The following is a 21,192-nucleotide window of genomic DNA, read 5'->3' as shown; positions in this document are numbered from 1 at the left end:
CACCTCAGGGAGCCGACGGGTCAGATGATGTCTACAGACTAAAAACATACGAAGGGGCCGTCCTATACGTCATGAGCATGACGTATAGGACGGCCCCTTGTTTGCGTTATTTTGGTCTAATGAATCAGGCACATGTTAGACGATATTACCATTTATCCAATACATTCCTCGTCATCATCATCAGGGGAATCGGCGGAGCCGTTGGGACGGTGCATTTTACGGTATTGCCCTGGGGTATAACCCGTCTCTTTTTTGAATTTGCGGATGAAGTTTGGTGTATCCAGGTAACCGACACGCGTGATGATATCTTTTAACGGATCGGTTGTATGCAGCAGTAGTCGAATGACCTCATCCATCCGTTTCTGCCAGATATATTGGGTAAAGTTCATGCCGATCTTTTCTTTGAAAGAACGACTGAAATAGGATGAAGAGATCGTGAATTTCGATGAAATCGTACCTAAACTGAGATCATAATCAGAGAAATTGGCATCGATATAAGCCACGATTTCATCCATAAGAGAGCTTTCTTCCGTCTCACTCTTCGCCTCGACATGGGCGCAGATTTCGGCGGCAAGGCCTGTCAGTTTTTTCTCCAAATCCTCCAACGAGTCGTAGGAAGTGATTCTTGGAAGTTGATCAACCACATGATGGATTCCAAGCTCCGAAGCGGTTTTGAGCATTGTATTCAGAATATCAAAGCAGATGCAACGCAGCAGCGGTACAGATGGCATTTCGGATTTCAGGGTATTCAACGCAGTTGATACCATCTGAACTGCCACATCATAGCTGCCTTGTTTCAAGCTCTGAACCAGCTTCAATAATACATCCTTAGGGACCCAGAAGGAGGAATCCTGTACATCGGAACCAGAGAGGTCGTTAAAGTATGTACTCCTGCCCTGTCCATGCAGCATCGATGCTTCCAGAGCGGTCGAGGCCTCAATGTAGGACTGATTCAGCTGTTTCGGATAAGTGTACCGATTGCCTACCCCGATTGCGGGCGCGACCCCGGTGTGTCCTGTCACCATCCATTGCAGTTTTTCAACGATAGGCTCCATACGGATATTCAGGCTACCTTCATGCCCAATTTCGGCATCGAATCCCACGATAAGGGCCAATTGGTCTGCCTGTGGCAGCTCTACGCCGTAAGCATATGCAGACAACTCCGGCAGGTCCACATCGTTCATCAGCTGCATGACAGTAGGTTGCTCGGGGTTATCACCGATAGGAAAAGCATGCATTTCCCAGCCCATGATCATGACAAAATAATGGGACCGGTTAAAGCGTATGCCAAGCTTATCCGTAAACTCAGAGGGAAAATCTCCGGTGTGACCGTGCTTCAGCAACATGAGCAAAATATGATTGCGAGCATAGGGCTCCTGAAGATCTACGCGCTGACTATAATCATGCAGTGTTTTCTTGATCCATTCCAGCTCGTTGGTGGTGGAGGATGGAGCAGGATCATTTTTCAACCGAATGAACTCCATTAAGTCTGAAATCGGATGGTACTGTCTTCGGGCCAACATAATGGCGAAGAATGTGCCCATCACCACCATGAAGGAGAAAACAAGAACAACAAAGGTGCGAATATGAACGATTCGGCTAAAAAATTGGTTGCTGGGCATAGCGGTTACATAAGTCCAACCCGCATCCGATTTAACGGATACAACCGAATGTGGTTCTTGATTTAAGGAGATGCTGTGCGTGCCGGATTCAAGAGCAAACAGAGCGTTAACTTCCTGTTCGGATATGATTTCTCCCTTGTAATTGGCTGCCAGGACTTGCCCGAAATTATCGAAAATATAAGTCATCCCGTGATAGTCGCTGAGGATGGAATCAATTAAGCCCGTCAGATTGGACTCGTGTATCAAGTACATGACGGTTCCATGAGCGGGCGTATTGTTAGGTGCAATCGGTACAAGGTATGCCAGCATGGAATTGGGTATTCTGGTTCCTTGGACGACCTGCTCCGCTGGACGTATTGTGGGGGACTGTACGTTATTCAAATCCCGGATCATGTCTGTTTTGTTCCACGTAGTAAATTTGTAGCGGCCAGTGAATACATCCAGGTTCTCAGAACCTTGAGAAGAATAGATGTTATCATCTTCACGGAAGAACAGGAATAACTCATCGATAATGGAACTGGTGGCTTTGTATTTGACCAATGCGCCGATTGATTCCCGGCTATAGTACGGATGGTGGGTCCAATACCGCGTTAACTGCTCATCGTAGGCGATGCGAAAAGCGATGTCTTGGAGTTCTTTCATGCGATCATCAATGACAGTTTTGGCTTGAGTGAGCTGATTGACATTGGTCTGTTCAATCTCTGAACGGAGCGTGTCCACAGCGTTGTGATAAATAATGATGGTTAAAATAACAAGAGGGATAAGGAAAATGGAGATATAGGATAGGGTGTACTTAAACAGAAGCTTGGACTTGAAGTGATTCCATTTCATATCTGCAACCTCCCGTTTATCTTAGTGCTGCAGCGATAGCGCTCTCATATGGGCAGTGAAGTTATTGCCAAGATGGGAGCTGCTGGGGTGTTCCTTCTAAAAATACTAGGAGAACTTCTCTAATAAAGCAATGGTTCTTTTATAAATTCCAGTGCAATCCGTAAGAAAGATATAGCTATAGCAAAATCCCCTCAAAGTTCACTCATTTCCTTATGCTACCACACAAGGCTTTTCAAAGAGTATCTACTTTAAGGGGATAATTTCAGCTGATCATATATCATATATTATATTTTCTATTACTGAATATAGGAGTTACAACGATTACTCGTCTAGAGGTTCATAGTCAAACCAATCGTAACTTGCAGGCGTACACTCCCCCGATGGAGCATAAGCGTAGATGGCGATCATCACACCTGTGAAACCACTTGCCACTTCGGTAGATAACAGATGTGTTTCTCCAGAACCCACTTCGATGGCATCGGATGAACCTTGCTGATAGAGGAACGTGAAGTGATTACGGTCAGCCTTGATTTGTAATACAACCGGCCCCGTGTCACAGTCAAGCACCTGTTCGGTTCGCAGAGAGCCGACGGTTCGCCGCAATACGATTTTCTTCTGACCGTCGATCTGTGTTACAGCCAAGTCGTAATGATATTTATCATTCATAAATAAGGTTAGTCCAGCTTCCTCACCGTTCGCATTTGGCTCATAACGCAGCTCGGTTGCCATTTTGCATAAGAAATGGCTCAAGCGACGTCCGACAAAGGCTGGATTTCCTCCATCATCGAGTGAAACCGGCTGACCCCGCAGGATGAGTTGCCCGGGATTTTCTGTGAGTGTCCAACTATTCGGAGCCGGGTTCCGTAAGAAGATCCAGTTCATGTCCAAAGTTGGTTCGTCAAAATGATCCCGTATAGCCTGAGGTGGCCAAGGGTGCTCAGTCAACAAAGGCCCAGTCATCTCCTGCTCAATATGTCCGTCCACACCGATCATCGGCCAACCGGTGTCCGTCCAAGTGACAGGTGCTAGAAAGGTCTCGCGTCCCAGGTGGTGTCGCATGGGATAACCTGCTGGACGAATACCAAGAGATACGGCCCACCAGCTTCCGTCCTGGATCTGGACAAGGTCTGCATGCCCGGTTGCATGGATGCTGGATTTCATGCTCCGATTGGACAGTATCGGATTATGAGGACACGGATCAAATGGTCCGTATGGCTCTGTGCTCCGAGCGATGGTCTCCATATGACCATACTCGGTTCCACCTTCGGCGATCATCAGATAGTAGATACCGTTTATTTTATACATGTGGGGCGCTTCGGGCGCTGCTCCTCCGGTTCCAGTCCAGATCAATCGGCTATCGGTTAGTCTGGCTCCGGTCGTGATGTCTATCTCGCACTGATAAATGCCCTCGCCTTCATCGCCGTTACAGGCCGTTTGAAAATACACACGTCCATCATCATCAAAGAGAAAAGAGGGATCAATGCCGCCCTGATCAACAAAAATCGGAGCAGACCATGGTCCCTCGGGCAGGGCACTACGCACATAAAAATTTCCGCCGCCGCTGACATTGGTTGTTGTCATGTAGAACCAGCCATCATGGTGCCGGAGTGTTGGGGCGAAAATGCCGCCAGAACTGCCCGCGTTCGCTAAAGGGAGTTGCTCAGTTGTTGTGAGGACATGGCCGATCTGTCGCCAGTTCACAAGGTCTTTACTATGAAAAACGGGCACACCAGGGAAATATTCAAAGGTACTGGTTACCAGATAGTAGTCTTCATCTACACGGCAGATACTTGGATCTGGGTAAAACCCCGGAATGACCGGATTGGTATATTTCATCATTTATGCTCCTATTCATTGTGAGAGTTTAGTATGAATCTGGACACATTGAAAATCCCTGCTACAAGGCGAATTATAACGCTTATAAGTATATGGAACCTTGATTTTTCGGTCTTGGAATAGCATGATATAGACATTCAACCCAACTATGTTCGCGGAGGGGAATGCTTTTGAGTAATGCATATTTGAAATGGTTTACCTCGGACCATCAACAATTTCCGTTTTTTATCCAGTACGGTGGACATGTTGAGGACATGGAGCTTCATAATCATATGGATTTTACGGAACTTGTGATTGTTCTGAATGGTCATGCAACCCATGTGGTGAACACCGAGGAATTTTTTATTAAAAAAGGGAACGCATTTGTGATTAATGGCGACACCCATCATGCGTATAAAGACCCTCATGATTTTAGGATCTGTAACATTATGTTCAGTCCCGAGATGCTTGCTTCGGCTGGGCCCGATCTGAGAAAATCTAACGGCTTCCAGGCGCTGTTTGTTTTGGAACCGTTTTATCGTAATATTCACTCCTTTCCGAGTAAATTGGCGTTATCCATTTCCAGTCTGGAGTATGTAGAATCGCTGATATCGTTCATGATTGAGGAGTATCAGAGTAAACAGCAAGGGTATCAGACGATGTTGATCTCACGTCTTACGGAGATGGTTGTTTATTTGTCGAGGCAATATGATACGCAGGAGAAAGGGATCGAAGGTAATAATCTGATGCATCTGGCAAATGCCATTTCATTTATTGAAGATCATTATCTGGAGCCACTGTCGCTAGAGGATATTGCGGGGAAGTCGAATATCTCAATAAGGCATCTGAATCGGATTTTTCGATCCTATTATCAGATGACCCCGATCTCTTATCTGCAAAAGTTGCGTCTGGAGAAGGCATGTCATTTGTTGAAAAACGGGAATCTGTCCATTACGGAAATTTCGTATGAATGCGGGTTTAACGACAGTAATTATTTCACCCGCCAGTTTAAGAAAGCTTTTGGCGAATCCCCCAAAACATACAGGCAGACTCATTAATACCTGATCGAATATAAAACACCAAAACAGGGCCTCCTCATAGGGAGGTCCTGTCTGCTGTCTCAGGGAAAAGGGGGAATTTAATAGTCCAAAAGCCGTCCGTTGTCATGCCACTGACCGTACATTTTATTTTCCTTTGTGTTGGTTATGAACTTATCCAATCTGCTCTGGAATAATGCTGGCTGATTCTTAACACTTTGGATCGTATCGATCCGAATGTTTTGATACAGGGTAAGAAAGGACATGAAATTTGCATAAACCTGATGATCTTCTTTCAGCCTTTGTTCGATCACACCATCAATTATGAAAGCATTTGGCTCCATAACAGGAAGAACCTTTCTACCCTCGTCATGCATGAAGCCCAACTTTTCAAGACGACGGACACGTTCCTTGTTCAATTCAGTCCATGAGCTGCGTTTACTTCTAGGAGATAATCTCTGTGCTAATTGAGTCTCGGATATTTTCTTTTTGACTCCATCGATCCAGCCAAAGCACAGCGACTCCTCAACCACGTCCAAATACAGCAGGGTATTTGGCACGGGTTTTATGCTTATTATTACCCAGCAAGATTTCTCAACTTTTCCATGTGTCTGCAACCAATTTCTCAATTCATCCCTCGACGTCATGGGGATACAATTTACATTTTCCATCCGATTGTCAACTATACCCGAGCCGGTTCCTGATACCAAAAGAGTGAATAGTCATTCATGATGGAGGCATGCCCCAATTGACGCAGCATCGTAGAAACATTGCCTCGATGATAGGTTCCGTGGTTAACCACATGTATTACGATGTCCGATAAGCTGGTTTCGCGAACTCCTGCAAATGGATTATCGAGTAGAATGGTTTGCTCCAAATCAGTTTGGCCTCGTAACCACTCACTGTATTGTGCCGACAGGTCGGTAAAACATTGGATGTACTCATCCACAGAACCGTGAATTTCACTATTGAGTGGTATGCATGCTTGCAGTGCCTCGCGCATACCGGTGCCAGTTAACACCAGATACCACATCTTATCCACTGTATAGATATGGCTGAGTGCGTGAGCAATGGTTGGATATGAACTGTTCACTTTCTGACTCAGTACAGAAGAGGGCAATTCCTTGATTCTGCCCAGGATGGTTTGGTTGGCCCATGCGTGGTAGTTATACATTTGTTCCGGATGATTCATTGATGATCGTCTCCTTTAATTTGGCTATAGATTAGGTTAACTTACTGAGATGATTATAAAAAAAGAAGTATGACAACAGCGTGTCATACTTCTTCATAGAGCTTAAGTGCGTTTCGAAGTTGTTCTTTCAGAATGTCTCGTAATTCAATCGGTTCAAGTACCTCGGCGCCACTGCCTAAACTAAGTAGAAACGACCATAACCACTTGGCTTGTAACGGTTGATGAACCGAGATACGCATTGTCATACTTCCATCCTCGTGAAATTGCTTATCTGCCTGTTGAAAATGATCCATGGCTTCCGCGAGCGCTTCCGGGTTCACCCGAAATACCACATCACTTACCTGATCTTGCCATGACGGATCTGACCCAACCGTCTCTTGGGGAAGCTCAAGGTGGGGTTGGAAGTGTTCCGATGTCAGTTGCACGTTCATCATCCGGGACAGTCGGAACTCGCGATAATCCTGCCGTGTCTGGCAAAATCCATATACATACCAATTACGATATTTAAAATGAAGTCTTACCGGTTCCAGATGGCGGGGTGTATGTTCATTTTTTGTATTGATGTAGTCAAAACGGACAACCTGATGATCCGTAATACCTTTACGCAGATGAGGAAGGGCATCAGGTTCGGTTCGGCGTGTCTCCAGATCCACCGATAGACTTGAGGTTTGATGCTCCGGTCCAATCGTTTGCAGACGTTCAATCGTGCCTTGTGCACGTGCATCTTCGAATACTGTGGATAGGCTGCTCAGGACCGTGATCAGGGAGTCCACATCATAAGAACCAAGCAAGCTTTTATCCATCTTGTATCCGTCCATCATGCCGTAGCCACCTTTGAGTCCCTGATGGGAGACGACCGGGAAGCCGGCGGCACAGATTACATCAATATCCCGATAGATCGTTCTTGGGGACACCTGAAACTCTTCCGCCAAGGTGGAAGCAGACAATACTTCGTGGTTCAGCAGTTTGTATATGATTGAGATTAATCGCTCCAATTTCAAAAGGTATCCCCGCCCGTTATTCCATTTTGTCATTACAGGCCATTATTATATCACGCCAGGGTAAACAAGATGGAGGATTACAGAGGGTCTATAGAAGTCATAACATCCAGTATGTTTTGTTCCAACATAATTGGACAAGTTCTTCGGTGAGAGGAAACAAAAAAAGAGTGCTGGATAGCACCCTTTCGAAGACACATGATTGTTGTTGTGTTGAACAGTTACGTTAGCAGATCGGTCGAACTTCATATCGAGTGAATAGACAGAGCCAGCTCTACTCTTCTTGCACGTTATAGAGAACCCGAGCGAGCAGATTCTGTCCATAGTTACCAAAGTTTTTGCCAAAGATCGTTAAGCCCCGTTTGTTCAAAGGTTCGTCCGTAACCGCAATGCGGAAGTGAATATCGCTTTTGTAATCCAGCCCAATCTGGTCCAGCGTTACGTCCGAAATGCGGCATCCGTCGATATAGCTGCCTTCCTGTGTAATCCGGATCAGCTTCAGCATGCCGTACTGATTCAAGTGCGGAGGCCACCATTCCGGATTAAAGGTACCGCGTGTATTGCCAAAATCCCCCGGACTTGTCCAGCAGCCAATCTCAATCCCATTGACATAGAAGTAAATATCCGAAGGGTAATTGTCACAAAAGCCAGGGGCCTCCGAACCCAGTTCCATCGACAACTGAATTTCGCTAAACGACTGATTAGGTTTGAGATAGTTTGGAATTCGATACTCGAGATAACCTTCAGCCAGCCAGATCATCTCCGCATCAATTCGCAGTGGATCAGCAAAGTACCGCGGATCATCGAACTCTCCAACAATGCTGTCCCGGGTAGCGAGACCACATGTAGGTGCGGCCTGATAATCGCTATAATGACCGACCTGAATTTCCACCTCATAACGATTGTTAATCTCTTGTGAACGCAGATCAACCATCAATTTTTCCTCATTGAGATAACATATCTTCTGAATTCCATGTTTGCCAACGGCGGTGTTGATCTCGATCAATCCGCTCTCTTCAAGCTTCTTGATATGCATTGTGATAGCGCCATTGCTCAGTCCCAGCTTGGTTGCGAGATCATTGAGATTAAGGCTTTGGTTCTTGGCTAGCAGCTCGATGATCTGAATCCGGATTTCCGAACTGAGCGCTTTGAAGATATTCACACCCGACATCAGATCTTTAATATAAATCATAGGTGGATTTCCTTTCCCCGTTCTGAACAAAGTCTTCGACACAGACATTTGCACATTTATATGTTTTATTTCAGATAATTATAAATCATTCCCTCATGGAAGGGAAGGGTGGAGAAATAGAAGCCAAAACCCTTGTATATAGCGCAAATACGAAAATATAATCTATATTTTGTCCACTATTCCGGTTAAAATAAGTGTTAATCAGTTCACATATATTTGAAATATACCATTGAAATGTAATGTAACCGCTTTTATAATCCTATTATACCTAAATTGATTCATTACTTCATGAACCTAATTAACCATTTGATCAGGAAAGGTGGAGTTCGGTATGGAAAAGTTAAGCAATGTTAAGAGGTTTAAGTGGAAACGCATGGCGTTACCGGCATTACTTGTGATGGTATTACTGCTGGCAGGTCAGTCAAAAGCTTTGGCGGCATTCTGGAATCTGACCGGAGATACCGCTGTTCATGATCCGTCGATTATCAAAGAGGGCAGTTCCTGGTACACCTTTTCAACGGGTCCGGGCATTCAAGTATTGAAATCCGATAATGGATCGTCCTGGTATCGTGTTCCACAAATCTTCTTAAGTAAACCATCCTGGTGGGCTTCTGCCGTTCCGGGACAAAGCGGATTGGATGTATGGGCACCGGATGTAGAGCAGTATAACGGAAAAGTATGGCTCTATTATTCGATCTCCACCTTTGGCTCCAATCGGTCTGCGATTGGTCTTGCTTCTGCGAACAGCATTGGAGCAGGGCAGTGGAAGGATGAAGGATTGGTGCTTCAAACCACGACCGCCAATAATTATAATGCCATTGATCCAAATCTGGTCATTGATGCTTCAGGCAATCCGTGGCTGGCCTTTGGTTCTTTCTGGAGTGGCCTGAAGATTGTTAAGCTGGACAAAAACACGATGAAACCGACGGGAAGTATAACTTCCATTGCTGCGCGCCCGAATAACGGAGGTGCTATTGAAGGACCAAGTATTGTATATCGTGGCGGTTATTATTACCTGTTTGCTTCCATTGATTCTTGCTGCCAAGGTGTGAACAGTACCTACAAAATGGTCTATGGACGTTCGACCAGTATAACAGGCCCTTATGTGGACAAAAACGGAGTTAATATGCTGAATGGTGGCGGAACGATATTGGATACAGGCAATGTAAAATGGAAAGGTCCAGGTGGTCAGGACGTGTACAACGGCAATGTCATCGCAAGACATGCCTATGATGCAGAGGATAATGGCAATCCGAAATTGCTGATTAATGACTTGCTTTGGGACTCGAGTGGCTGGCCGAAATACTGATTTATTTTATATAAATATAAAATGTTTTATAAAAGTGTTGACTAAAGTGATCTGGATTTGATAAATTTAACAACAGAAATCTTATTTCATCCAATTGAATACGGTTACAAGTCCAGATCAGGAGGGGTTCAGATGGTAAAGAAAAAGAGTTGGGTCACATTTATGCTTCTTATGCTGGTAAGTGCGCTGGTACTCGCAGGTTGCGGAGGAAGCAGCGGTGCAAGTGGGGACAAGGAGTTAACGTTTATGTTCCGCGGCGGTACTGATGAGCAGAAAGCATACCAAGCGGTGGTCAAGAAATTCGAAGAAGATCATCCGGGTGTGAAAGTCAAAATTATCGTAACGGCTGCGGATCAATATGCAACCAAGCTCAGAGCGGCAATTACAGGCAACAGCTTGCCTGACGTATTTTATATCAATCCGGGCGACGTGAAAGCGTATGTGAACAGCAATGTGCTGATGAACCTCACTTCGTATATTGAAAACAATCCGGATGTTGATCTCGATAATATCTGGAAATACGGCGTGGACCTGTATCGTTATGACGGCCAAATGGCAGGTCAAGGTGATATCTACGGTATGCCGAAGGATCTGGGGCCATTTGCACTGGGCTACAACAAAACGTTGTTTGAAAAAGAGGGCATTCCACTCCCTGACAAGGATAAACCATACACATGGGAAGAGTTCATCAAGGTGAATCAGCAAGCGACCAAGGATACCAATGGAGATGGTAAACCGGATGTATACGGTACTGGATTCAACGTACAGTGGGCCCTGCAATCCTTTGTATGGAGCAACGGTGGGGATTGGTTGGATGAGACCAAAACAAAGGTAACGATTGATGATCCAAAATTCGCTGAAGCGCTGCAGTTCTTCGCGGATATGCAGAATGTATACAAAATTACACCTTCCATTGAGGAAGCGCAAACATTGGATACGTATCAACGCTGGATGAAAGGTGAAATGGCTTTCTTCCCTGTAGGCCCATGGGATATGAGTACATTTGAGAAATTGCCTTTCGATTATGATTTGCTGCCATTCCCTGCGGGATCAACTGGTAAATCGGCAACGTGGATCGGGTCTCTGGGAATCGGAGTATCGGCCAAAACGAAACATCCAGAAGAAGCAGCAGCATTGGTGAACTACCTTACGGCTTCGAAGGAAGGCATGCAGCAACTGGTAGATGCCAAGGTACAGATTCCGAACTTGCTTGATATGGCAGACGAGTGGGCCAAAGATACATCCACGAAACCAGCCAACAAACAGGAATTCATTGATATCGTTGAAGATTATGGCCGGGCTCTGCCAGGTAACTACACGTACAATGCGGAATGGTATGACCTGTTCTTCACGGACATCCAGCCGGTATTGGATGGCAAGATTACAGCCGCAGACTATGTGAAGCAGCAACAACCGAAAATGCAGAAACTGCTCGACAAAGCGGTAGAACAAGAAAAGAAATCTCAGAAATAGTAGATAGGAAAGGGTGATGCCGGCAGCCTGCAATCATGCTGCTGGCATCATTCGTATTGGAACTTATTGGATTCCATACGGGCATGTGGCATTCGTTGATCGACAAGGTTCAATCGAAGAATGCCACATGCTGATACTAGAAACAGGGGTGAACGCCGTGATTACGAAATCGAGTTTGTATCGCAAAGAGATGCTGTACGGATATCTGTTTATTTTACCTCCGATTCTTGGATTGCTGATCTTTGTCATGTTCCCGTTCCTCTACTCCCTTTATGGTTCCTTTACGGATTGGGACGGACTGGGACAGATGAACTTTATCGGTTTGGCCAACTTCAAGGATTTGCTCACGGATGACCTCTTCTACAAAGCGATGTTTAATACATTCTTCCTGATGCTCGGTATTCCGATTGGTTTGTTGCTCGCATTATTGCTGGCGATGGGTCTGAATCGTAAAATTCCCGGCACCACGACATTCCGAGTAATCTATTACATCCCGGTCATTTCTTCCCTCGCTGCGGTGTCCATCATGTGGAACTGGGCGTACAACGGGGATTACGGTCTGGTGAACCAGTTCCTTGACCTGTTTGGGATTAAAGGTCCTAACTGGCTAGCGAACAAAGACACGGTTAAACCGGCTTTGATTATTATGACGGTGTGGAAAGGCTTGGGATACACGATGTTGTTGTACCTGGCAGCACTGCAAAGTGTATCACGTACATACTACGAGGCGGCTGAGCTGGATGGAGCGAACGGGTTCCAAATCTTCCGCAATATCACCTGGCCTATGGTGAAGCCAGTTACCTTTTTCCTCATTGTTACAAATATCATTGGCGGTTCCCAGATCTTCACCGAGATGAACATTATGACACCTACGGGTGGTCCTGAATATTCTTCGGCATCAATCGTTTTCTACATCTGGCAGAAAGCCTTCAGTAACTTGCAGATGGGTTATGCCTCAGCGATGGCCATGATTCTTGGTATTTTCATTTTTGTCATTACCCTGGTGCAATTCAAAATGAACGAAAAATCAGCCTATGATGGGGATTGATTGTCAAGGAAAGGAGTGAACCGGAGATGTCTTACAGTCAAAAGAGGAAATTAACGAACTCTATCATCTTTATCGTACTCGCGATTGGTGCGATTGCGATGATTGCACCACTGATCTGGATGTTGTCCACTTCATTGAAGGAGAAGCAGGATGTGTTCGCGCTTCCGCCTGTGTGGATACCTGAAGTATTCCAATTTGGTAAGTATAAAGAAATCTGGGAAGCAGGTCCCCTACTCAGCGGGATCAAAAACAGCCTCATCGTTGCGGTGAGTGTAACGGTGGTGGGTACGTTTACGTCCAGTATCGCTGCCTTTGCTTTTGCCAAATTAAGATTCCCGCACAAAAACAAACTGTTTCTCGCGTTGCTGGCATCCATGATGATTCCTTATCCAACAGTCATGATCCCGCAATTCATCATGTTTGCAAAGCTGGGCTGGGTGGATACGCTGTTGCCACTGATCGTTCCAGGCCTGTTCGGTAACGTAATCATGATCTTTTTCCTGCGCCAATACCTGCTTAGTGTGCCTGATGCAATTATTGAGGCGGCAAAAATCGATGGAAGTTCTTACTTCCGGCTGTACTCCAGTATTACGTTTCCGCTTATCAAACCGGCGATTGCTGCACAGCTGATTCTCTGGTTCATGGGCATCTGGAACGATTATCTGGCACCGATTATTTATCTGAATTCACCGGAGAAGCAGACGTTACAGCTCGTTATAGCGAACTTTAATGCCACGTATGCGATTCAAACAGATTACCCGCTTATTATGGCGGCGTCGATTGTGGCTCTGTTACCTGTATTAATCATCTTTCTGATCTTCCAGAAACAGATTATTGAATCGGTTGCCATTTCGGGAGTGAAGGGATGAACCAGCGGAAGAAATTCCGACGGTGGTCGAATTCAGGAAAAGGAGTGGTTGCTTCCATGTTGTTATTGTTGGTTGTTGGAGCTACGGGTTGTTCTGGAGCAGGAGAAACGGTGTCCCGTCCCGTCTTTCCTGAAGCTCCTCAAGATACTCAGTTGTACGACACTTCCATTTTGGACGATGAATCACGCTGGACGGTTAACAATGCGCATGATCCGGCCATTATCAAAACAGACCAGGGATACTACGTCTATTCCACAGACGTTCGTGTAGCAGGAGAAGCGAAACCCGGCGTCATGGTACGCAAATCAGATGATCTGATCCACTGGACATGGGTAGGTCAGGCTCTGCCCGGGATTCCGCAAGAAGCGCTGGATTGGACAGGTGCAGTCAATCTGTGGGCACCGGATGTGATTCAGGCTGGTGATACCTATCGGATGTATTATTCGGCTTCTTCTTTTGGCAGTACACAGTCGGCTATTGGTCTTCAGACATCCTCATCTCCCGAAGGTCCATGGACAGATGAAGGACTCGTTGTGAAAACCTCTGCGAATGAACAAGACAAATTAAATGCCATTGATGCCAATCCCATTGTGGATGCCGAGGGTAATTCGTGGATGGTATACGGTTCATTCTTTGACGGAATCTACATTGCGCCACTTGATCCCGACACCGGGAAATTCAAGGACGAGGGTTACGGTACTCGCATTGCTGCTCGGGATCGTGCAACTGAAGAGGGCGCAGTGGAAGGTCCATACATTGTGTATAACCCGGAGTTCAAAAAGTATTATTTGTTCGTCTCGTATGATTCCTTGTTCGAAGATTATAACGTGCGGGTTGCGCGTGCTGATTCAATCACAGGACCGTACACGGACATGAATGGCATGAACATGCTGGATACGGATCATCTGCCGCAATATGAGATCGGCACCAAAATTCTCGGCGGTTATCGCTTCACAGAAGGCGAGGGCTGGGTTGCGCCCGGACATAACTCGGTTCTGAAGGACGGAGACGATTATTACATCGTGCATCATGCACGGGGCGAGACGGATAAAAACTGGCCCTATCTGCATGTGCGCAAAATGTTATGGACGAAGGATGGCTGGCCTGTGGTTTCACCTGAACGGTACGCTGGTGAGACAGCGCAGGACATTCCGAAATCCATGATTGCGGGGGAGTGGGAAGGTATGGCGCTTGATCCGTCCGTAGACGGGCAGATTCAAGCCGTTCCTTATACCCTAACAAGCAACGGTAAAATTAAAAGTGAAAAAGGTTCAGGAACCTGGACATTTGATGACAAACAAACACTGACGTTGAAGTGGAAAGAAAGCCCATGGGGCGGAGCCTCCACGGAAGAGCTGAAGCTGCTCCCGTCCTGGGACTGGGAGCGAAGCCAGCCCGCGTTGGTGGTAACAGGCCTCAATGACCGCGGTGTAGCGGTCTGGGGCAAGCAGATCAGCGCAGCGGAGGAGTAAGGGGGCGAGCAGCGAGCGCGGTAAGAGCGAGCTGCTGCGCCAAGGTGCACAAGCAGTGAGGGGGAGGAAGGAGCCGCAGGAGCGAGTTTGGCATCCGATTTCAACCGTCAAGAGCGGTGGGGAAAAGAAATCGGAGGACAAGAGAGCACCAAGGCCCTGCCACCCCCGAACGTCCGCTGTGCATGCAAGCTGTCCTATTAAGCTGCGCTAACGCAGATAGACACTTAAGATTCATCTGTGCTGGCCTATGTCTGAGGCCAATCATGCACTAAATATGGGGAGAGTTGACCCTGCGAAGCGGTCGACCCCATAAGATCGAGCCACACAATGGCTCGAAGTGAGGTTGTAACCCAGCGAGCGCGGTAAGAGCGAGCTACCGCTCCGAGGGTGCACAAGCAGTGAGGGGGAGGGAGGAGCCGCAGGAGCGAGTTTGGCATCCGATTTCAACCGCAGAGAGCGGTAGTAAAAGAAATCGGAGGACAAGAGAGCACCAAGGCCCTGCCACCCCCGAGCATCCGCTGTGCACCACAAAGCTAGCCTGTAGCTCTGCGGCTAGCCCTACATTACATGGGGGAGAGTTGACCCTGCGAAGCGGTCGACCCCATAAGATCGAGCCAACAAAAAAGGCTCGAAGTGAGGTTGTAACCCAGCGAGCGCGGTAAGAGAGAGCTGTCGCTTCGATGGTGCACAAGCAGTGAGGGGGAGGAAGGAGCCGCAGGAGTGAGTTTGGCATCCGATTTCAACCGCCAAGAGCGGTGGGAAAAGAAATCGGAGGACAAGAGAGCACCAAGGCCCTGCCACCCCCGAACGTCCGCTGTGCACCACCCCAAAAGGGTTTTCGCTTTTTCGCAATTGGGTTACATCCCCAAACTTCGAGCCAAACAACATTTGAAAGGGGAGCATTCCCATGACTGATTCCATTACATTTACTAATCCTATCCTGGAGCAGCGTGCTGATCCGTGGGTGTACCGTCATACAGACGGTTACTATTATTTCTCCGCTTCCGTGCCAGCCTTTGACCGGATTGAAATCCGAAGAGCAGAGACGTTGGAAGAGTTAAGAGATGCTGAGCCGGTAACGGCTTGGACGAAGCGTGACACAGGGCCAATGAGTGCCAACATTTGGGCACCGGAGATTCATTTTATCGATGGCAAATGGTACATACACTACGCTGCCGCTCACACCAGTGAGACCAACGAAGGTCTGTTCGATCATCGGATGTATGTCCTGGAGAACGATTCCGCGAATCCACTCGAAGGAGAGTGGGTAGAGAAAGGGCAGATTCACACCCGGTGGGAATCATTTGCGCTGGATGCAACGACCTTTGAACATAAGGGAATCCGCTATCTGGTCTGGGCACAGAAAGATCCCGATATTGTGGGCAACTCCAACCTGTACATTGCCGAAATGGAGAACCCATGGACGCTACGCGGCGAACAGGTTATGATCTCTACGCCAGAGTATGATTGGGAGATCATCGGCTTTAAGGTCAATGAAGGAGCAGCCGTGATGCATCGGAATGGGCGTTTGTTCATCGGCTACTCGGCCAGCGCGACCGATTACAATTATTGTATGGGTCTGCTCACCGCAGATGAAAATGCCGACTTGCTTGATCCGGCAAGCTGGGTGAAATCACCCAAGCCGGTATTCCAGACTTGTGAAGCGAACGGCCAATACGGCCCGGGTCATAATAGCTTTACGGTGTCACCGGATGGCAAGACCGATATTCTGATTTATCATGCGCGTAATTACAAAGACATCGAGGGTGATCCCTTGTATGATCCGAACCGCCATGCCCGTGCTCAAGTGATTCATTGGCGTGAAGATGGCACACCTGATTTCGGTGTTCCGGTCCCAGATGGCAACGCAGTAGCAGAAGCAAAATAAGAGGTAGTGAAACCTTAATATGAGAGCCCTTAGTTAGCGAGTGATGCTGATTAAGGGCTCTTCTGTGTGTGAACGATAAGATAGAGTGGCCTGAACATATGTGTCCTGGACACAAAACAAAGCAACCACAACGATGATTTCTGCGTATGAAAGAGATACAGATTACGATGCAGAACCTATTAGGAGGATCACATATGGATTCACGCGAGACGTTGGACAAGGAACTTGAACAGATTTTGAAATGGGAGAAACAACAGAAAGACTTGTTTATTTGGGATAAAATCGGGCGTTTGCCCTTTGCGATGTTGGATAAAGTGATGCCTAAAGCGCTGAAACAGAAGATCGGAGATTCCCTGAACGATGTGGGTCAGTATGTGCAGAATGGGGGCAAGTTCCTCGTACAGAAGAAAAAAGTAGCCAAGCTGTTGCAAGAGGAAGCCGGGAGGTCAGGTTATTCCATGATGGATACGACCTATCGTCTGGAGCAGGAATCTGAAGCGGAGGGGACAGCAAAGATTCATAGTGTAGAGAATCTGCCACTTCAGGTGCTGGACCGGGTGGCCGATAACATCACAGAGAGTCGAACCAAGTTTGCCGCGGCTCAGGGAGCAGCTACAGGGTTTGGTGGCATTGTAACCATAGCAGCAGATATTCCGATGGTGATGGGGCTTTCTCTGAAGGTACTGCAAGAGATGGCTCTATGTTATGGTTATGATCCGGATGAACCGCTGGAGCGCATCTTCATTGTCAAATGTCTGCAATTCTCTTCCGCCGATATTGTAGGCAAGAAAGCGATCATTGAAGAACTGGCCGCCTACGACGATCCGGACAAGCCAATTGAAGTGGTATCGCAGATGCAGGGATGGCGGGAAGTGTTTAACTCCTACAGTGAATCCTTTGGTTGGAAGAAACTGTTCCAACTCGTGCCTATTGCCGGCATGGTGTTTGGTTCCGTGAGCAACAAAAATACAATTCGAGATGTAGCCGAAGCAGGCAAAATGTTGTACAAGAAACGGCTGATCCTTCAGCGTTTGAAGTAATATTACAGAAGAAGTAATATTAGAGAAGAATATTTATATTGAAAGAGATGAATTTGATATGTTAAACAAACAGGGTTTCTATGATCTTTTAGATCGCAATAATATCGTTTACGAAAGTATTGAACATCCCGCAGTATACACGATGGAGGAAATATTCTCTTATCAGATTCCACATACAGAACGTATCGTTAAAAATCTGTTTCTGCGTGATGACAAGAAGCGCAACTATTATCTGGTGACGATTGCTGGAACGAAGTCAGTTGATTTGAGAAGTTTAAGCGAAAAGATACCTAGCCGCAAATTAAGTTTTGCCAGTGAAAAGGATTTGTTGGAGTTCCTCGGATTGGAAAAAGGGCACGTCAACCCTATGGGGGTTATCAATAATATTCAGAAAAACGTGACCGTAGTTTTTGACAAGGATTTAGTTGGTCAGAAAATTGGAATTCATCCCATGGAAAATACGGCAACGGTATTTCTTGAATTTGAAGATGTGAAGGAACTGATTACAGCTCAAGGTAGCAGCGTTGTCATGTGTGACGTGGAATAAATGGTTGAAGCTAAATACGAGAAAAACATATATAACAAAAGGGTTCCTGCCAGTCTGTGAATACAGAGTTGGCAAGAACCCTTTTGTTATGGTTCAAACATTTTATTTAGACTACAAATGTTGGTGACTAAAGTGAAATCTAACGAACTCAGCAGACGTTATTCGGCGATATTTCACTAATCCCGATTTCTAAAGAATCTCAGACACGTTATTTCTGCATCTCACACGCACATTCCAAGGTTTTCGGCCTTTTTCTCAGGAATAGCGTTGCTCAGATTCTTTAGATTGCGAAACCGGCAGTATTCGTTCAAATAAGTGCTGTCAGGTTCGTTAGCGCAAGATAACGTCTTATAAGGCGATGCTGCCACGTAAGGAATGGATCTAATATAGAATAAAAAGTGGACACCTGTTGATGTATTCTTTATTCCTCACTACCATTTTCTTTCGCCCAGATATTGAGTAATTTATCGGATGGAAGCAGGAATGTGAAAATCCCGAGCAGGGGCAGGAAGCTGCACATCTGCATTACCGGTGATACGCCGAAGACGTCAATCCAGTTCCCCAGCACGAGTGCGCCCAGGCCTCCCATACCAAATGCCAGACCAGTAATTAGACCGGAAACCGTTCCGATTTTGCCCGGAATCAGCATTTGCGCGTATACAACCGTAACCGAGAAGCTGGATAACATGATAAAACCAATAATGGTTAGCAGTACACCTGTCCAGAACAGATTCGCATAGGGTAGCAACAGAGCCAGCGGAGCAGCTCCAGCCATGGACAGGAAGATCAGGTTACGTTTGCCGAATCGATCTGCCAGTGGGCCTCCGAAGAACGTACCAAGTGCTCCAGCAGCCAGGAACAAGAAGATATAGATCTGCGCGTCCTCTGTGGACAATCCAAAAGTATCTTTCAGATTAAACGCATAGAAGCTGCCGATGGAAGCGATATACCAGGAACGAACAAAAACGAGCAAGATTAATAGCGTAATGGCGGCAGTAATCTTTTTGCGCAAAGCAGGATTGGGTGCACGACGTGCAGTAGCCTGTCTACGCAGATATCCTCCCGATTGCAGCATACGTCCGTACCAACGGGCTATGTAGATCTGAACTGCAATCCCCATGGCAGCAATGCCTGTAAATCCAATGGCACCGAACAGTCCAAACGGGATAAAGATCCAGCGTGTAAGCAATGGGGCAAGGGACTGTCCGGCGTTACCACCAACTTGGAAGATGGACTGTGCCAGTCCACGGCGTTGACCAGCAGCCATATGGGATACCCGTGAACCTTCCGGATGGAAAGCGGCGGAACCCAGACCGACAAAGATAACGGAGATCAGGACAGCCATATAACTGTCGGCGAAGGCCAACAGCAACATGCCGGTAAATGTAAAACCCATGCCAATGGGCAGGATAGATGGTGTCGGTTTTTTATCAGCAAACCAGCCTACGACAGGCTGCATAATGGATGCGGTAAAGTTAATAGCAAATGAGATCCATCCGATCTGAGTATACGTGAGATGCATGGAATCTTTTAGAATCGGAAAAATGGCTGGAATAACCGACTGGATCGAATCATTGAAGAGATGAACCAAACTGATGGCAATGAGTATCCGGTAAACGGTGCTTTGGGCATCCGATCCGGGTGGGGCTTTCGAACGCGCTGTGGCGTCCTTGGTTAAAGTGGATTGAGTAGACATGTACAATTCTCCTTTGGTCGCGGTCACGAGGGATCAGCGCCTGATGTTGTAATATATGCGTGTAAGCATATTGTTACATAATAGGATAGATTGATTGGACCGACAAGGGGAACAAGGGAAAACGTTGATGAATTGAACTCTATTTCCGAGGTGTTTTTTTAATAGCATTACATTTACAAAATAAACGTATTACTTTAGCATCTACTGTAAGAAGACCTATATTTATGTGTAATAAGGATGGAGGAGGGATGGATATGAAATCCTTATCACCTTATGAATCCGCCAAACGTGAGTTGGTGATGACTATTTTGTATATGGTTGTAATAACGTTTCAGGCTATATATGTTGCCCCAGCATCTTTGTCTGTTGCTATCGTCATATTTATCATTTGTCAGTCAATTGGTGTGCTGATGTTGCGACATTACATCAAAAAAGTCAAAAAACTGAAGAATGATCAATCTACTTGAATGCGCTGCGATCCCACTGCATCGAGAGTCTGAGTTTCTAAAGGTTTATACTAAAAAGCCGAACTTCTTCAGATTTGAAGAGTTCGGCTTTTGGCATTCTATGATTCTATTTTATACAGAATGGATGAACCTGACGAATTAACGATTATCAATCGTTTCCGGATACATATCATGATTCATCATACGATGGTCGGCCATCTGCTCGTACTTTGTTCCCGGCTTACCATAGTTCGTATACGGGTCAATGGAGATACCGCCGCGCGGTGTGAATTTGCCCCATACTTCGATGTAGCGGGGGTCCATCAGCTTGATCAGGTCGTTCATGATGATATTCACACAATCCTCGTGGAAATCACCATGGTTACGGAAGCTGAACAGGTACAGCTTGAGTGATTTACTCTCGACCATTTTCACATCCGGAATGTAGCTGATATAGATCGTTGCAAAGTCCGGCTGACCCGTAATCGGGCACAGACTAGTGAACTCCGGGCAGTTGAATTTCACAAAATAATCGCGGTACGGATGTTTGTTGTCAAAGTTTTCCAAGATTCCGGGATCATATTCAAACGTATATTTAACGTTCTGGTTGCCCAGCAACGTCACATCTTGCATCTCATCAGGTTGTCTCATCGGTTATTAAACGCTCCTTGTTTCCGTCAAAGCCGAAGCCTCGCGGTATATATGAATAGGCATTTT

18 protein-coding genes are annotated in these 21,192 nt (G+C 46.3%); 10 read left to right on the top strand and 8 right to left on the bottom strand.

The window, feature by feature from the left end; translation table 11 throughout:
* Positions 1–152: 152 nt before the first annotated feature.
* Both MHI01_RS12540 and MHI01_RS12535 read right to left on the bottom strand, forming a co-directional pair.
* Complete coding sequence (locus MHI01_RS12540; protein WP_340983234.1) at positions 153–2,453, bottom strand: AraC family transcriptional regulator; 2,301 nt, start codon at positions 2,451–2,453, stop codon at positions 153–155.
* A gap of 321 nt (positions 2,454–2,774) precedes the next feature.
* Complete coding sequence (locus MHI01_RS12535) at positions 2,775–4,289, bottom strand: glycoside hydrolase family 43 protein (protein WP_340983233.1); 1,515 nt, start codon at positions 4,287–4,289, stop codon at positions 2,775–2,777.
* Positions 4,290–4,459: 170 nt separating this feature from the next.
* Here MHI01_RS12535 and MHI01_RS12530 point away from each other — a divergent pair, with 170 nt between their 5' ends.
* Positions 4,460–5,326, top strand: a complete 867-nt coding sequence (locus MHI01_RS12530; RefSeq protein ID WP_340983232.1) for a helix-turn-helix domain-containing protein — start codon at positions 4,460–4,462, stop codon at positions 5,324–5,326.
* Between the two features lie 80 nt (positions 5,327–5,406).
* On the opposite strand, the gene MHI01_RS12525 is transcribed toward MHI01_RS12530, so the two are convergent.
* From MHI01_RS12525 to MHI01_RS12510, 4 genes are all read right to left on the bottom strand, one after another.
* Positions 5,407–5,976: a YdeI/OmpD-associated family protein gene (locus tag MHI01_RS12525; protein ID WP_340983231.1), complete on the bottom strand. Its 570-nt coding sequence runs from the start codon at positions 5,974–5,976 to the stop codon at positions 5,407–5,409.
* Between the two features lie 11 nt (positions 5,977–5,987).
* Complete coding sequence (locus tag MHI01_RS12520; RefSeq protein ID WP_340983230.1) at positions 5,988–6,497, bottom strand: DinB family protein; 510 nt, start codon at positions 6,495–6,497, stop codon at positions 5,988–5,990.
* 83 nt (positions 6,498–6,580) lie between these two features.
* On the bottom strand, positions 6,581–7,498 hold the full coding sequence (locus MHI01_RS12515; protein WP_076319038.1) for a helix-turn-helix transcriptional regulator: 918 nt from the start codon (positions 7,496–7,498) through the stop codon (positions 6,581–6,583).
* A 271-nt stretch (positions 7,499–7,769) separates the two neighbouring features.
* Complete coding sequence (locus MHI01_RS12510; RefSeq protein WP_036668788.1) at positions 7,770–8,687, bottom strand: ArsR/SmtB family transcription factor; 918 nt, start codon at positions 8,685–8,687, stop codon at positions 7,770–7,772.
* Positions 8,688–9,060: 373 nt separating this feature from the next.
* Between MHI01_RS12510 and MHI01_RS12505 the strand changes: the two genes are divergently transcribed.
* From MHI01_RS12505 to MHI01_RS12470, 8 genes are all read left to right on the top strand, one after another.
* Positions 9,061–9,996, top strand: a complete 936-nt coding sequence (locus MHI01_RS12505) for a glycoside hydrolase family 43 protein (protein WP_445744924.1) — start codon at positions 9,061–9,063, stop codon at positions 9,994–9,996.
* Positions 9,997–10,128: 132 nt separating this feature from the next.
* The gene (locus MHI01_RS12500; RefSeq protein ID WP_076319039.1) at positions 10,129–11,469 is read left to right on the top strand and encodes an ABC transporter substrate-binding protein; all 1,341 of its coding nucleotides are present in this window, start codon (positions 10,129–10,131) and stop codon (positions 11,467–11,469) included.
* Positions 11,470–11,626: 157 nt separating this feature from the next.
* Positions 11,627–12,517, top strand: a complete 891-nt coding sequence (locus MHI01_RS12495) for a carbohydrate ABC transporter permease (RefSeq protein ID WP_036611613.1) — start codon at positions 11,627–11,629, stop codon at positions 12,515–12,517.
* A gap of 26 nt (positions 12,518–12,543) precedes the next feature.
* The gene (locus tag MHI01_RS12490) at positions 12,544–13,386 is read left to right on the top strand and encodes a carbohydrate ABC transporter permease (protein WP_036611483.1); all 843 of its coding nucleotides are present in this window, start codon (positions 12,544–12,546) and stop codon (positions 13,384–13,386) included.
* Positions 13,387–13,442: 56 nt separating this feature from the next.
* Positions 13,443–14,858, top strand: a complete 1,416-nt coding sequence (locus tag MHI01_RS12485) for an arabinan endo-1,5-alpha-L-arabinosidase (protein ID WP_340984852.1) — start codon at positions 13,443–13,445, stop codon at positions 14,856–14,858.
* 907 nt (positions 14,859–15,765) lie between these two features.
* Entirely contained in the window at positions 15,766–16,746 is a 981-nt protein-coding gene (locus MHI01_RS12480) for a glycoside hydrolase family 43 protein (RefSeq protein ID WP_315371498.1), read from the top strand.
* Positions 16,747–16,940: 194 nt separating this feature from the next.
* Positions 16,941–17,786 carry an EcsC family protein gene (locus MHI01_RS12475; protein ID WP_082218996.1) on the top strand — a complete coding sequence of 282 codons (846 nt, stop codon included), beginning with the start codon at positions 16,941–16,943 and terminating at the stop codon, positions 17,784–17,786.
* A 58-nt stretch (positions 17,787–17,844) separates the two neighbouring features.
* Positions 17,845–18,333, top strand: a complete 489-nt coding sequence (locus MHI01_RS12470; RefSeq protein WP_127547923.1) for a prolyl-tRNA synthetase associated domain-containing protein — start codon at positions 17,845–17,847, stop codon at positions 18,331–18,333.
* A 421-nt stretch (positions 18,334–18,754) separates the two neighbouring features.
* Here the strand turns inward: MHI01_RS12470 and MHI01_RS12465 are convergent, their stop codons facing one another.
* Positions 18,755–20,029, bottom strand: coding sequence for an MFS transporter (locus MHI01_RS12465; RefSeq protein WP_315371497.1), 1,275 nt, complete (start codon positions 20,027–20,029; stop codon positions 18,755–18,757).
* Positions 20,030–20,283: 254 nt separating this feature from the next.
* Between MHI01_RS12465 and MHI01_RS12460 the strand changes: the two genes are divergently transcribed.
* Entirely contained in the window at positions 20,284–20,496 is a 213-nt protein-coding gene (locus MHI01_RS12460; RefSeq protein ID WP_101314161.1) for a hypothetical protein, read from the top strand.
* Between the two features lie 138 nt (positions 20,497–20,634).
* Here the strand turns inward: MHI01_RS12460 and queF are convergent, their stop codons facing one another.
* The gene (gene queF, locus MHI01_RS12455) at positions 20,635–21,126 is read right to left on the bottom strand and encodes a preQ(1) synthase (protein WP_036668798.1); all 492 of its coding nucleotides are present in this window, start codon (positions 21,124–21,126) and stop codon (positions 20,635–20,637) included.
* Between the last annotated feature and the right edge of the window lie 66 nt (positions 21,127–21,192).

It is taken from the genome of Paenibacillus sp. FSL M7-0656 (genome assembly GCF_038003225.1).
GTDB classification, from domain to species: domain Bacteria; phylum Bacillota; class Bacilli; order Paenibacillales; family Paenibacillaceae; genus Paenibacillus; species Paenibacillus amylolyticus.
Note: the sequence above shows the minus strand (reverse complement) of the source record. Positions and strands in the feature narration are given on the sequence as shown.

What these genes read in the sequence shown, in the direction of transcription:
- MHI01_RS12540 (WP_340983234.1), bottom strand. Translation starts at nt 2,453, where the DNA reads ATGAAATGGAATCACTTCAAGTCCAAGCTTCTGTTTAAGTACACCCTA.
- MHI01_RS12535 (WP_340983233.1), bottom strand. Translation starts at nt 4,289, where the DNA reads ATGAAATATACCAATCCGGTCATTCCGGGGTTTTACCCAGATCCAAGT.
- MHI01_RS12525 (WP_340983231.1), bottom strand. Translation starts at nt 5,976, where the DNA reads ATGGAAAATGTAAATTGTATCCCCATGACGTCGAGGGATGAATTGAGA.
- MHI01_RS12520 (WP_340983230.1), bottom strand. Translation starts at nt 6,497, where the DNA reads ATGAATCATCCGGAACAAATGTATAACTACCACGCATGGGCCAACCAA.
- MHI01_RS12510 (WP_036668788.1), bottom strand. Translation starts at nt 8,687, where the DNA reads ATGATTTATATTAAAGATCTGATGTCGGGTGTGAATATCTTCAAAGCG.
- MHI01_RS12505 (WP_445744924.1), top strand. Translation starts at nt 9,061, where the DNA reads ATGGCGTTACCGGCATTACTTGTGATGGTATTACTGCTGGCAGGTCAG.
- MHI01_RS12500 (WP_076319039.1), top strand. Translation starts at nt 10,129, where the DNA reads ATGGTAAAGAAAAAGAGTTGGGTCACATTTATGCTTCTTATGCTGGTA.
- MHI01_RS12490 (WP_036611483.1), top strand. Translation starts at nt 12,544, where the DNA reads ATGTCTTACAGTCAAAAGAGGAAATTAACGAACTCTATCATCTTTATC.
- MHI01_RS12485 (WP_340984852.1), top strand. Translation starts at nt 13,443, where the DNA reads ATGTTGTTATTGTTGGTTGTTGGAGCTACGGGTTGTTCTGGAGCAGGA.
- MHI01_RS12480 (WP_315371498.1), top strand. Translation starts at nt 15,766, where the DNA reads ATGACTGATTCCATTACATTTACTAATCCTATCCTGGAGCAGCGTGCT.
- MHI01_RS12475 (WP_082218996.1), top strand. Translation starts at nt 16,941, where the DNA reads ATGGATTCACGCGAGACGTTGGACAAGGAACTTGAACAGATTTTGAAA.
- MHI01_RS12470 (WP_127547923.1), top strand. Translation starts at nt 17,845, where the DNA reads ATGTTAAACAAACAGGGTTTCTATGATCTTTTAGATCGCAATAATATC.
- MHI01_RS12465 (WP_315371497.1), bottom strand. Translation starts at nt 20,029, where the DNA reads ATGTCTACTCAATCCACTTTAACCAAGGACGCCACAGCGCGTTCGAAA.
- MHI01_RS12460 (WP_101314161.1), top strand. Translation starts at nt 20,284, where the DNA reads ATGAAATCCTTATCACCTTATGAATCCGCCAAACGTGAGTTGGTGATG.
- queF (WP_036668798.1), bottom strand. Translation starts at nt 21,126, where the DNA reads ATGAGACAACCTGATGAGATGCAAGATGTGACGTTGCTGGGCAACCAG.